This is a genomic window from Brevibacillus halotolerans (assembly GCF_026891775.1).
GTDB classification, from domain to species: domain Bacteria; phylum Bacillota; class Bacilli; order Brevibacillales; family Brevibacillaceae; genus Brevibacillus_B; species Brevibacillus_B halotolerans.
The window spans coordinates 129,508-143,032 of record NZ_JAPTNK010000006.1; the positions used below are offsets into that span (position 1 = coordinate 129,508).

Annotated in this window: 12 protein-coding genes; 2 read left to right on the forward strand and 10 right to left on the reverse strand. The window is 38.3% G+C overall.

Annotated elements, in window-relative coordinates:
- Positions 1-4: 4 nt before the first annotated feature.
- Positions 5-1,480, reverse strand: coding sequence for a protein adenylyltransferase SelO (locus tag O0550_RS10460; protein ID WP_101668153.1), 1,476 nt, complete (start codon positions 1,478-1,480; stop codon positions 5-7).
- A 614-nt stretch (positions 1,481-2,094) separates the two neighbouring features.
- On the opposite strand from O0550_RS10460, the gene O0550_RS10465 reads away from it, so the two are divergent.
- Positions 2,095-2,262 carry a hypothetical protein gene (locus O0550_RS10465; RefSeq protein ID WP_258426256.1) on the forward strand — a complete coding sequence of 56 codons (168 nt, stop codon included), beginning with the start codon at positions 2,095-2,097 and terminating at the stop codon, positions 2,260-2,262.
- 217 nt (positions 2,263-2,479) lie between these two features.
- Here the strand turns inward: O0550_RS10465 and O0550_RS10470 are convergent, their stop codons facing one another.
- The 6 genes from O0550_RS10470 to O0550_RS10495 all read right to left on the reverse strand — a co-directional run bounded on the left by O0550_RS10470 (position 2,480) and on the right by O0550_RS10495 (position 8,226).
- Entirely contained in the window at positions 2,480-3,919 is a 1,440-nt protein-coding gene (locus O0550_RS10470; RefSeq protein ID WP_258426257.1) for a glycoside hydrolase family 1 protein, read from the reverse strand.
- A 119-nt stretch (positions 3,920-4,038) separates the two neighbouring features.
- Complete coding sequence (locus O0550_RS10475) at positions 4,039-5,475, reverse strand: glycoside hydrolase family 1 protein (protein ID WP_258426258.1); 1,437 nt, start codon at positions 5,473-5,475, stop codon at positions 4,039-4,041.
- Between the two features lie 2 nt (positions 5,476-5,477).
- Positions 5,478-5,831, reverse strand: a complete 354-nt coding sequence (locus O0550_RS10480; RefSeq protein ID WP_003337344.1) for a PTS lactose/cellobiose transporter subunit IIA — start codon at positions 5,829-5,831, stop codon at positions 5,478-5,480.
- 42 nt (positions 5,832-5,873) lie between these two features.
- Positions 5,874-7,124, reverse strand: a complete 1,251-nt coding sequence (locus O0550_RS10485) for a PTS sugar transporter subunit IIC (protein ID WP_082457689.1) — start codon at positions 7,122-7,124, stop codon at positions 5,874-5,876.
- A 1-nt stretch (position 7,125) separates the two neighbouring features.
- On the reverse strand, positions 7,126-7,440 hold the full coding sequence (locus O0550_RS10490) for a PTS sugar transporter subunit IIB (RefSeq protein ID WP_003337342.1): 315 nt from the start codon (positions 7,438-7,440) through the stop codon (positions 7,126-7,128).
- 159 nt (positions 7,441-7,599) lie between these two features.
- Positions 7,600-8,226 (reverse strand): YczE/YyaS/YitT family protein, encoded by a 627-nt coding sequence (locus tag O0550_RS10495; RefSeq protein WP_258426259.1) that lies wholly within the window; start codon positions 8,224-8,226, stop codon positions 7,600-7,602.
- Positions 8,227-8,393: 167 nt separating this feature from the next.
- Between O0550_RS10495 and O0550_RS10500 the strand changes: the two genes are divergently transcribed.
- The gene (locus O0550_RS10500) at positions 8,394-10,295 is read left to right on the forward strand and encodes a BglG family transcription antiterminator (RefSeq protein ID WP_258426260.1); all 1,902 of its coding nucleotides are present in this window, start codon (positions 8,394-8,396) and stop codon (positions 10,293-10,295) included.
- A 597-nt stretch (positions 10,296-10,892) separates the two neighbouring features.
- Here the strand turns inward: O0550_RS10500 and scfB are convergent.
- The 3 genes from scfB to O0550_RS10515 form a co-directional block, all read right to left on the reverse strand.
- Entirely contained in the window at positions 10,893-12,299 is a 1,407-nt protein-coding gene (scfB, locus tag O0550_RS10505) for a thioether cross-link-forming SCIFF peptide maturase (RefSeq protein WP_181748507.1), read from the reverse strand.
- A 77-nt stretch (positions 12,300-12,376) separates the two neighbouring features.
- The gene (gene scfA / locus O0550_RS10510) at positions 12,377-12,526 is read right to left on the reverse strand and encodes a six-cysteine ranthipeptide SCIFF (RefSeq protein WP_003346275.1); all 150 of its coding nucleotides are present in this window, start codon (positions 12,524-12,526) and stop codon (positions 12,377-12,379) included.
- A gap of 315 nt (positions 12,527-12,841) precedes the next feature.
- Complete coding sequence (locus tag O0550_RS10515; RefSeq protein ID WP_258426261.1) at positions 12,842-13,456, reverse strand: hypothetical protein; 615 nt, start codon at positions 13,454-13,456, stop codon at positions 12,842-12,844.
- Between the last annotated feature and the right edge of the window lie 69 nt (positions 13,457-13,525).

Genomic DNA, 13,525 nt, shown 5'->3' on the forward strand with positions numbered 1-13,525 from the left:
ATAATCAGGTACCGCAATAGGTTCGGTAAGGAATAGCTGACTGCGGAGGGAGTGTACAATATTCAGCCTGTTCGGTAGAGTGAGTATAAGGATTGGAAAGAGCAATAAGAAGCCGCTCCATCACGCTGTAATCTCCTTGTTGTACTGCGCTTTCTAAAGCTTCTTCTACCCGATGATTCCGTGGAATTAGCGCAGGATTGCTGTTTTGCATCAATTGATACGAGGTTGATTTCGATCCCTGCTGTCTGCCTCGGCGAGCCTGCCACATTTCATGCCACTGGGCAAACTCTGGGGTTCCAGACAGAACCGTATCCTCTAGCCTACCAAAGGTTAATGCAAGGAAGGTATTGGTATAGTCCGCACGATACTTCTGCATTATAGTGAGGAGATCTTCAATAAGGGATTCATCCTGTTTCTCCTCATTACCGATTCCAAGCTTTGCTCTCATTCCCGCAATCCAATTACTGCGATATAACTCAGTAAAATCTGAAATGGCATCCTGGGCCAGTTTGACCGCCTGCTCATGATCGTCATGGAGCAGAGGCAGGAGGGTTTCAGCGAATCGCGAGAGATTCCATGCAGCAATACGTGGCTGGTTGCCATAGGCATAACGCCCCTGAATGTCTATGGAACTAAATACTGTTGCCGGATCATAGGCATCCATGAAAGCGCAAGGACCATAATCAATGGTTTCTCCACTAATGGCCATGTTATCGGTATTCATCACCCCGTGAATAAAGCCTACTAGTTGCCACTTAGCAATCAGTGAGGCCTGACGCTTGATGACTTCCTTAAGTAATGAAAGATAGGGATTATCACCAGCCTCAGCCTCTGGAAAATGTCTTTGCAATGTATAATCCGCTAGGACTCGGAGTTCATCAATCGTGCCCCATTTTAAAACGTATTGAAAGGTGCCGACACGAATATGACTGTCAGCCACTCGTGTTAGAATTGCACCAGGCAGGTCAGTTTCACGGATGACTGTCTCACCGGTTGTCACCACCGCTAGACTCCGGGTAGTAGGAATACCAAGCGCATGCATTGCTTCGCTGATGATATATTCACGTAGCATCGGCCCAAGTGCTGCTCGACCATCGCCCCGACGAGAGTATGCTGTTTTTCCTGAACCCTTTAGTTGTATATCAAAGCGTTTACCTAGAGGGGTGATCTGCTCTCCAAGCAGCAGAGCCCGTCCATCTCCTAGCATCGTAAAATGCCCAAATTGATGACCCGCATAAGCTTGAGCAATAGGAAAAGCACCTTCGGGGATTCGATTGCCAGCAAGCACTTCTACTCCATCTTCGCTTTGAAGTGCCTCCATGTTTAACCCAAGTGCTTCTGCCAGCTTTTTATTAAGAATAATCAGCTTTGGTGAGCGTACAGGGTTTAAGTTGAGACTTGAAAAAAATGATTCTGGCAAACGTGCATAACTGTTGTCAAAGTTCCATCCTGCTTCTTGCATTGCCTTTCTCTGCGTCATCGGATCTCCATTTCCCCTTTTCTTATTTATGATTTTTGTATCTTTACTTTTCCTTTACACAAAAATATTGATATTCTATGTACTTTTGGCTAGCTCTATCTCAATTCCAGTACTAGCCAATCCCTTTTAGTGTCTACTTTTGCCAATTTATTATACCCTTTCCACACTTATATGGCACACTTTCTCATCTAGTTTCGTTTTTTGAAAACAAGTAAATTCCTATTATACTAAGAGATAGGAAAGCAACTTTATGAAAAATAAAAAAGAGAGCTACTCCTGCCCTCCTTCAGACCATCATTCTTCAACCTATCCGCATTATAAAAATTGCTTTACAAGTAAGTCTTGAGCATATAAAAATATGCCCCATCCCACTCCTTAAGCAAATTTACATAATGTTTTGTATTCATTTTTTATCATAGCAAACTATGCACAGCTTAATGCTGTATTTCAATTCTTAATCGCCTCCATAACAGATTGTCACACATAGTCATTTCCACGAAAAGAACTATTTAAACGGCATACCATTTCTCAAAGACAATATGGACATTATCACCGATAATAAATAGATATCTGGTATTATTTTTAATATTCAAGCTAAAAGGAGAGATAATTATATGTCTAATATTGCAATGATAACATTAAGAATTATACTTTACGGAACGATGATTTATTTATTTAATATGTTCATTCCAAATAATATGATAGCAAATGGACTCGGTTTATTAGTTGCTGGATTTATTTTAGAACCTATATTCAAAAAAATAATTTTTTTAAAAAAATAAAACATAGTCCCCCAAAACCAACGTAGGAAAACGGTTTTTCCTACATGTTTTGAGGGAACTCGTTACAGTTTCCTGATCAGTAAATGAAACGACTCGCATGTAAAGCAGGTGGCATTTTCGTTCTTACATGTAAGGACATCGTTACATGCTTCACCGGTTAACCAATTATCTTTCGGGATTCGTAAAAATATCAGGTAAACTTTTTTGTAAGATTCTTTTATGACAACTCTTCTCCGTTCGACTGAACAACCCTCTGATACCAATAAAAGCTCTCTTTTTTCTTTCTTTCGAGTGTTCCATTGCCATAATCATCTTTTTCGACGTAGATGAAACCGTAGCGTTTAGACATTTCGGATGATGAGCAGCTGACAATATCGATTGGTCCCCACGGATAGTAGCCGATTACTTCCACACCGTCTTTAATTGCTTCTTTTATTTGTTCAATGTGGCGTTTAAGGAATTCAATGCGATACGGGTCATGAATTTCGCCGTTCTCATCAACCTTGTCATATGCACCAATACCGTTTTCAGTAATCATGATCGGTTTTTGGTAGCGATCATAGTACAGATTTAAAGCAGTTCTTAAACCGATCGGATCAATGGACCAGCCCCAATCGCTTGCTTTCAGCTCCGGATTTAAGTATGCAGAGTTAAGCTTCTTTGCACTTTCTGCATCAGAAATTCGCGTGTAGTAGTATGAGAAGCTAAAGAAATCTGCTGTATTTTTAAAATCTTCTTCATCATGTTCTCCGAATTGAATCGTAATATTATTCTCCTCAAAGAAGCGGAACGCATAATTTGGGTATTTACCACGCATGAGAATATCAGAGAAATAATACTCCATTTGGTTGCGTTTTACCGTTGCCAGTACATCTTCCGGCTTACATGTTGCGGGATGAGAAATTGCATCAAAGAGCATCATTCCGATTTGTATCTTAGGATTGATTTCTTTTGCTATTTTTGTTGCTCTCGCACAAGCAACAAGCTCATTGTGTGCACCTTGGTATTTGGCTTCCAACAAGTTTTCCACACGATCTGCCGGAATACCGAGGTGATTGAATGATTCAAACGTAATTAAGTTAATTTGGTTTACAAGAATCCAGTATCTCACTTTATCTTTATATCTGTTAAATAATACTTCACAGTATTGGACAAAAAAATCGATCATTTTTCGGTTATACCATCCATTATATTCGGTTGCTAAATGCAATGGCATTTCATAATGGGAAACGGTAATGAGAGGTTCCATTCCATTTTTAATAATCTCATCAATAAGATCATCGTAAAATCTCAATCCTTCTTCATTCGGTTCTGTCTCATCGCCTTTCGGAAAAATGCGTGCCCAGTTGATAGATGTACGAAACGAATTCATTCCCGTTTCTGCAAGCATTTTTAAATCTTCTTTATAACGGTGATAGAAATCAATCGATGACCGTTTTGGATAATGACCTTCTTTATCTTCTAGAGCAAACTGAATGTCTTTTGTTGTCAATTCATAATTGCCTTTTTCCTTAATACTCACGTCATCAGTAAACTTATTGATATCTGCTACACAAAGTCCTTTTCCGCCTTCTAAATAAGCACCCTCTGCTTGATTTGCCGCAATGGCGCCTCCCCATAAAAAGTTTTTAGGAAATGTAGCTGGATTTTTTCTCAAGTTGCTTGCCTCCCTTTATTGTCTTGTCAATACATTTTGCTGAATGTAGCATTTTTTATTTGTATACAAACTCTTCCAACTTTAACTGGTATGCACAGGTGATCCGATTGAATATTCCGTTAAATAAACTCTCCGTTCGTTTCAATCACTTTTTTATACCAGTAAAAGCTGTCTTTTTTAATACGTTTTCGCGAGCCATTCCCTTCATTGTCTATATCAACATAAATGAAGCCATAGCGTTTTTCCATTTCAGCCGAAGAACAGCTGACAATATCAATCGGTCCCCAAGCACAATACGCGAAAATTTCCACACCATCTTTAACAGCTTCCTTAACTTGGGTGATATGCTCAGATAGATACGTGATACGGTAATCATCATGAACCATCCCATCTTCCAGCTTGTCATACATGCCAAAACCGTTTTCAGCGATCATGATTGGCACTTGATAGCGATCATAATATTGGCATAATGCGTTATATAAGCCTTTAGGATCGACAGCCCAGCCCCATGGATTTGCTTTTAGATGCGGGTTTTTACTTAAATCAATGGGGTTCATACCATTCCTTTTTGCTGAAACCATGGAAGAATAGTAGTATGAGATGGCCAGAAAGTCCATAGTGTTTTGTTTTAAAATAGTTGCATCCTCTGGCTGTTCGTTAATTGAAATATCATTTTCATGAAAGAAACGTCTCATATAGCCAGGGTATTCGCCTCTAAATTGAACATCGGTAAAGTAATATTGTAGGCGATTTCTTTTCAGCGCCAGTACAATATCATCCGGATGGCAGCTCTCTGGATAGGCTGTACAATCGGCCAGCATAGTGCCCATTTGAAGAGAAGAACTCAATTCTCGCGCCTTTTTAACAATACGAGCCGATGCAACCATCTGATTGTGAATAGCCTGGTACTTAGCCTCGTCTAAATGATCCACCTGGTCTTTGCAAATCGCAATCGAGTTAAAGGATTCATGATACATTAAATTGATTTGATTGATCACAATCCAATATTTCACTTTGTCTTTGTAACGATCAAGCAATACTTCTCCATACCGGACGAAAAAATCAATTACTTTGCGATTATTCCATCCTCCATATTGAAGTGTAATGTTTAACGGTGTTTCGTAGTGAAGCATTGTAATAATTGGCTCCATACCAAGACTTCTGATTTCATCAATTAACTTATCATAGAAAGCAAGCCCTTCTTCGTTCGGCTCTTGGTCATCACCATTCGGAAAAATACGGGACCAATCAATAGATGTTCGAAAAGTTTTAAAGCCCATTTCGGCCAGAAGCTGTAAATCTTCTTTATAAGTGTGATAAAAGTCGATTCCATGTCTTTTCGGATAGTAACCGACTTTGTCTTCAATCGCTTCTTTCACTTTCGCAAGAGTCATATCAGAATCATGACTTGTAATATCTTGATCACTACGATACCGGTGAACATCAGCAAGGCTAAATCCTTTTCCGCCAATCCCAAAAGCACCTTCGCATTGGTTAGCCGCAACCGCACCGCCCCATAGAAAATCTTTTGGAAAAGTACCTTCATACGTTCTCATGGTTATGCCTTCTTTCCATCAATTTTTTCATCAATTCTTCTAAAAACGCGAACTAACCGTTTGGCAATTTCATATTCGCTCTTTACAGTCATTAACGTATCTTGGGCATGGGCAAACAGCAGTGAGAAAATGGCTTCCTCTCCCTGTGCTTCTTTTTGTACGGTTTCTGTTTGCAGCTTATGAGATGCAACGATATCTTTATTTGCTTTTTCTAATACTTTTTCAGCACGGTCGTATTCCTCCTCTTCGCAGCATTTTAACGCTTCCATGACATCATTGCGGGCATCACCTGCATGCAGGATCATTTGCATTGATATTAAATACAGCGCTTCTAGTTCTTGTTCTCTATCAATCATGGTACAATCTCCTTTATTGTTGTTTTGGAATGCTATAACGAATTACTGTTCATATTCGCTTACTTCTAATTCTTTCTTCCTCTCTTGAATATCGTAAGCTTTAAAGAACGGGAAGAAGATAATAAATGCTACGACAAATAATATCATTGCTAAAACAATAGCTCTCCAATCTTGAGTTGCCAAATATGATGAAATCGGCATTGGCAAATACCAAAGCATGAAAGTCTTCGTCGGGATACTTACCCAGCCTGCATGCAGCACCCAGTACGTAATACTCGGAATAACAATTGCAGTGATCCACATCGGAATCATTAAAAATGGGTTAAAGACTATTGGTGCCCCAAACATTAATGGTTCATTGATATTAAAGATAGAGGGAACGATCGTTGCCTGTCCAATAGCTTTCATACGCATCGACTTTCCCAGGAAGAACATCATGATAACGAGAGGCAAAGTCGTACCGATTCCACCCATGCTTGTAAAGGCATAAAGCGTTTCCATAACTGCGATATTGGTTGGGTCTCCGCCAGACGCTGCTACTTGCGCATTTTCGGCAAGACCTGATAAATAAACGGGATAAATAACTGGCATCATCACCCAGCCGCTAATACCAAACGTGTACAGAAACGCTGGAATGAAGACAGATAAAACAAATCCAGGATAGCTTTGAACAATACTTGATAAGGGTTTAAAGATCGCTAGGATTACTTCAAAGAAATCAATTTTTGCTTGAACACCAATCAGCCATCCAGTCAGCATAATCAGCGTAATCGGAATAAGTGTGTCAAACCAAACAACGATAAAGTCCGGAATTGATGAATCCTCTGAGAAAAACGAGAATTTGGAGAATTGAACAAGTACAAATCCAACAAACAAGCCGACTATCAATGACAGGAACATACCAGTTGCTCCAAATCGATCTAGCATGAACTGAATTTGTCCGTTCTCCAAGATGACTGGCGACAATAAGAACAGATAAAGAGCCAAACCTGTTGAGCCTGCTATTAGCTTTTTATTATCGAGTTTCTTTTTCTCCATAATGAAATATGGGATTAAGAAGGAAACGAATAAGCCCAGCAGACCGAATGTAAATGTATTAATTAAAGAAAAATCAGGGAGCCACGAAAATACACTATTTAATAGACTAACAATCGTAATTAGCGAACCGACAAGGATTAGAGGCAGAATAGTCATAACCGCATCCTGGATCGATGATACCCACGGGTTTTTCGTGATTTTATTAACCCTTGGACTAAACGATTCGTTCATAAAAGTCATTATTTTCTCCATCATGTTATTCACCCGATTCAAGTAGGTTAGTAATAAGGTCGCACGCTTTATTGCCATCTAAAGTGCCATAAATGATTTGCGGGATAACAGATACTTTAATCTGATAGTCTCTTACTTTCTCTTTCAATTCATCCTCCATATATTTCAAGTGAGGACCAATTAACAAAACATCGATTTCATTTAGATACTCCGATAATTGTGACTCGCTTCGTGCTTGTACAGACATTTCCATTCCTCTTTTTTTGCCTGCTTTACGAATAGCGTTTGCCATAAAGCCGCTTGAAGCACCTGCTCCACAGATTAACAATACTCTTGTCATTTCAAATTCCCCCTGAATCATTTTTTGGTTTCGCTTACATGCTTAGTATTGCATTGGTCGAATTTTAAAACCAACAATAAAAGTTCCTACCCATAGGAACGATAATTGACCTCATATTTCTATTCTCTACCTTTCAAAAAAGCAAATATACTATCCTTTCTACATAGATCGTTTTCCAACTTTTTTTGATAACGATGTGAAAACCTTTAATGAAAGTTCAATAACAGGTCCAACTAAAAAGATACAAAGAATGGTTCCGATACCGTATAAACCACCTAATAAAATCCCCGTAACGACTAAAATTCCATCAATGGTCATTCTTGTTACCTTTATGGTCACGTTTAATCGCGTGGAGAAAAAGAACATAAGGCCTTCTAACGGTCCCATTCCTGTTTTTGTAGATAAAAAGAGACCTGTTCCACATCCGTAAATCAAGATACCAATCAATGCAATGCATATACTTGGTATAGATTGCAGGAATAATGAAGTCATTCCATCCATTGCAAGAAATAAGTTAATAAAATAACCGCATCCAATACTGAAAATAAGACTTCCCATCCCGAAAAACTTTCGGTTAAGAAAATAATTAATGACTAAACAGGTCAGACTAAAGATCTGACTTGCTGTCCCAAATCGAATCGGAATAAAATGTAGTCCGCCCAATAAGAACGTACTAATCGGATCTACCCCTAATTCCGCAAGCAAAACCAGTGAAATCCCAAAGGCTGTCACAACTGTGCTAATGACAACAAGTGTATAATTCATCATTTTTTGACTCATTTTCATAGTTCCCTCATTTAGCGTTCATTTGTATGAAAGTATTTCATCTTTCCTCTGAAGGAACCAACTAAAAAAAGTTCCTATCTGTAGGAACTTTTTTTATTCGAATGCATATTATTCTTTTTTTATAATAAAATGAGGAACCCTATATCTTTCATATAAGGAGCTCTGTTATGAAAAATGATCGTAAAGAGGCTTTCATTCAATACCTAGCATCTAAAAATGATTGGTGTACAGCGACAAGCTTGGCGAATTATTTTAAAGTATCCACAAGAACCATCAGAAAATATGCTAACGAAATTAACCAGGATCAAATCATTATCGCTTCCTCTCCCCAAGGATATCAGCTTGTAAGTAGGAACCAAGTAAAAACAGACGATAATCCTACTTCTCCCATGGATCGTATGAAAGTCATATTGAAGGAATTAATTCTACACTCGGAAGGGGTAAATATCTTTGATCTTGGTGATAGACTTTTTTTAAGTGTTTCTTCAATCGAAAATGACATCGTTCATGCAAATAAAATTATTAAGCCCTATCAATTAAAAATCCGCCATAGAAAAGACATGCTCATTTTAACAGGTGAAGAGAGCGATAAGCGGAAATTAATGAGCTTTATTATTTCACAAGAAACCTCCAACGAATTTTTAAGCTTAAAAGCTGTTCAAGATTCCTTTCCGGATTATGATGTTTCTTTACTAAAAAATGAAATCGTTTCCATTCTGGGCGAACATAATTTGTATGTGAACGATTATATTATGAATAATATCCTTCTCCACCTTGTTATTACCGTGGACCGAATAAAAAATAACAACTCGGTTATTCAAGCAACTAATCTCCATAAATTAAAAAGCAATCTTGAAACAAAAGCAGCCAATAAAATCGCTGATTTTCTGGAAGCACAGTACAGTATCCGTTTTAACGAATCGGAGCGCTATAATTTTATTTTGCTTTTATCAAGTAAAACGACATTGCTTAATTATCAGTCATTGACGCCTAGCTCTTTAAATCATTATGTTGATGAGCATTATGTGAACCTCTCTAAAAAATTGCTAGAGAAGGTACATGAACGTTATTTTATTGAAATCCTTGATGATGAATTTTTTGTCAATTTCACGCTCCATATACGCAATTTAATTTTTCGGGCAAAAAATGAGCAAATGGCTAAAAATCCTTTAACGCATAAATTAAAGCATTCCTATCCTCTCATTTATGAATTGGCTGTCTTTATATCCAATCAAATTCAGTTGATGGAAAACATCCATATTAAGGAGGATGAGATTTCTTATATTGCTTTTCATATCGGGTCTTACTTTGAACGAAAGGTAAGCCTAGAAAAAAAGATTTTATGTGCAGTTATTTGTCCTAACTACTATGATATGCAAGTACAACTGATTCAAAAGCTAGAAAAGAAATTTCATGATTCTTTAGAGATTATTAAAGTTTCATCTGACTCCAGTGAGGTTGCTTTATTCGAGGAAATAGACTTAATCATCAGCACACTGCCTTTACAGAAGGAACAAGTCCCATCTGTATTTGTTCACCCTTACCTGACAGAAGAAGATTATGAATATATTCAAAGTCAAATAAACAAACTAAATAAGCAAAAAAAGATACGCAGCCTAAAGCAATATCTTGACTTATATTTTGATGAAGATTTATTTATGAAGAATGTATATCTTGACAGTGATGAAGCCTACATTGCATTCATGTCGAATCTGCTTTATGAGAAAGGCTATGTGTCCCAAGACTACGGAAAGTCTGTATTAGAGAGAGAGCGAATGTCCTCCACTGCCTTTAACAACAATGTAGCTGTTCCACATTCTATGCATATGGATGCTGAAAAGACAGGTATTTGCATTATGATTCTGGACCGCCCGGTAAATTGGGGAAAAGAGAAGGTGCAAGCCATTGTGATGATTTCAATCAACAAACATCAGCGCGAATTATTCAGCCCCTTTTTCGAAGGCGTAATCAATATTCTATCGGAATGGAAAAATGTCAATGAGCTAATTAAAGCCAAGGACTATGAGGATTTTATGGACAAGATGACGAGGCTTTTACATGAGAGCTAATTATTTAAAAGCTGCTATTTTCTTTTGTAAGACTATCACGGTATATCTGCAAAAACCTTTATAATGGAAGCAACTGACTTTATGAGCAGTTGCTTTTTTACATTCTTATAAACACTTATGATAAACTCAGCTTGTTAAACTAAGAAATGTTCTAGGTGATAAAAGGAGGCTCATTATGGGGTATCATTTGAAATTATTACACAAGAGCAAGCAGTAGAGATTGCATACCAATTTTCCTCCTCAACCATAAGCGGAATGACTTTACTAGCACAAGTATTAATCCCTTCGAATTACTCACTAGTTGCGGCGGCAGACTGATTCAAGCCAAAGATATCTTATACACGATATAAATACCTACAATGCAACTTGCAAGAACTAATGTGACATGGCAAGTAGCTTTTATCCTTCCAATCCCTATATCTAGAACACTGTTCCTCATTTGCATAAGGAAACCTCCCCACCTTTTCCTGTACCACTTCACATTTTATCCCTTAGTTACCACCTTACTATTGATGTATATAAAAAAGAGTCCCATATTACTAAAGGAACTCTTCTCTACTGACAACATATGGGTATTTATTTTTAAAACATTACACATTAGTGATCCCAGTCCACGACTTGCTCCTCCATAGCGCTGATCGATTCGGCTACCTTAACCATCATGGAACATTCAATTCTCTTCCGGAAAATATCACAACTGAAGTCGTAGGTTCCATTGAGGGAGCCTGTCACATGAAGCGCATTAGCAGGACAACCACCACTACAGTACAGTTTTGCCCAGCAGTCCTGACATTCCGGCTTCGAATAGCAGTTGCTTTCTTTAAACTTGTATTGCAACTCTGGTTTGGTAATCCCATCCCAAATGTTTCCCATACAATAATTCTCATCCCCTACAAATTGATGGCAAGGGAAAAGATCACCCCATGGAGTGACAGCAAGGTATTCGGTTCCTGAACCACAGCCAGCGATTCTTTTCTGAATACAAGGGCCTTCTGAGAGGTCAAGCATATAATGGTAGAAGGTAAACCCATTGCCCTTTTCCTTACGTTGAAGCATTTCCTTCGCGAGAATTTCATATTGGTTATAAATCTCTTGGAGGTCATTCTCGGTTAGCGCATAGGGCTCGCTTGGATCACAGATAACAGGCTCCATCGAGAGTTTATCAAATCCAAGGTCTGCAATATGAAAAATGTCATTGGTAAAATCGAGATTGTTCTGGGTGTAGGTTCCACGTACATAGTATTCTTTGTCTCCACGTTTCTTGACAAAATCCTGGAACTTCCGAACAATAAAATCGTAGCTTCCCTCTCCAGTGACTGTTTTACGAAGTCGATCATGAACCTCTTTTCTGCCATCAAGGCTTAATACAACATTATACATTTCTTGATTTAAGAAATCGGTAACCTCATCGTTAAGTAACATACCATTCGTAGTAAAGGTGAACCGAAAAGTCTTTTTGTATTCTTTTTCTTTACTTCTTGCGTAAGCGACTATCTGCTTGACAACCTTCCAAGCCATAAGCGGTTCTCCGCCGAAGAAATCGATATCGAGATTTCGGTGGTGACCCGAGTTTTCCAATAGGTAATCGATAGCTCTTTGCCCAACCTCATAGCTCATGATTGCTCTGTCTCCGTGGTATTTCCCCTGACTAGCAAAGCAATATTCACATGACAGATTACAGGTATGCGCAACATTGAAGCATAGAGCCTTTACATAGGTCTGACGATTTCTCAGATCAATAGAGAGATCCTTAAATTCATCCTCAGTAAAGAGTTGCCCGTCTTTTTTTAGCTCCTCGACATCTGCTATGGTTTCACGGATGTCCAACTCAGTAATAGCACAATCATGTGCATACTTTTCCAGCATCATTGCCACTATTATTTCTGTAGAAGTATTTTCGTAAAGTGCGATGATTTCATAAGCGAGGTCATCGACAACATGTACCGATCCACTGTAGGTGTCAAGCACAATGTTGTATCCGTTTAGTTTATATTGATGGATCATACTTGATAATCAAGCTCCTTTTGCCCATAAAAATTGCCGCCCATCCGCAAAGCAGTTGGGCGGTACATTTCCATTACCTATCTGTTCAATTTGTTTTCACATTGCTGATTAGCAATTCCACAGGAAGTTTTGCAAGCTGACTGACAGGATGTCTGGCATGCGCCACATCCACCAAACTTTGCGGTATCCTGCAATTTACGCGTACTCAATGTTACGATTCTTTTCATGATGTACAACCCCTTTTCACTATTTTGAAGCAATGAGAATCAATATCGTGATTTTTTTCACAATATTACCTAGATAATTTTAACAACGCCTCTGGTTGACGTCAATTATAGCTAATGTCTTATCTGTGAAACTTCACTTGATTTCGCTTATATAGATGTCTCATCTACCCTCAAAAACCAATTCATGGAAGAATATCATCTTTTTTTCGTAAAATGCTCGCTGTTTTTCTTTAGAAAAAATGTAAAAACCCTTGCCGTCATACCACGTTACCTGTTCATTTTAACAACTGGGGGAGTTAGCTCCCCCGCTGCGTTCTACTTCAATACATCTACTACGAATTTTGACCAGCTTTCTAATCTTCTATATATATCCGGCTGCAACAACTCCTCGATGGTTGTCCACTTACCTTCCAACTGATCAATTTCTCTTACACTCACAGTCGCATCTTCATCTAAATCAAGTGTTACAAGAAGTCCAATATGTACTTTACCTACTTCTTCTACGTCATCATTGATAAAGCCAATCGTGTTAAACTCTCGATCTGTTGCTTGTATGTCCAGCTCTTCTTCTAGCTCTCTAAGTAAGTTAATCTCTAAAACTTCCTCGAAGCTGCTGGTATTTTCGTCATTCATGTGACCTCCTGTACCTAATGACAGCTTGTCATGCAGGCGTACTTCTCCACCGCCTGATAGACGTTTGTACATGAACAGCTCATTGCCCTTGCGAATTACTACATATGGAATTGGTTGCTTAAAGCCCTGATTTTCCTCAGCATCTCCGCGTCTCATAACAGAATAATGAGATGAAATATTACTCATTAGCTTCGTGATTCTGTCAGGTTCCTTTTCAATTCCTTGGAAAGCCAACCGCTCATTATCAAATAGTTCCGTTCGTTTTACCACTAAAATTTGTTCATCCATTTTACCCATTGTTAATGCTCCCTTACGTAATATCAATTTCCTTATCACAAATCGAGTTATACCATTTGCTAATAGAAG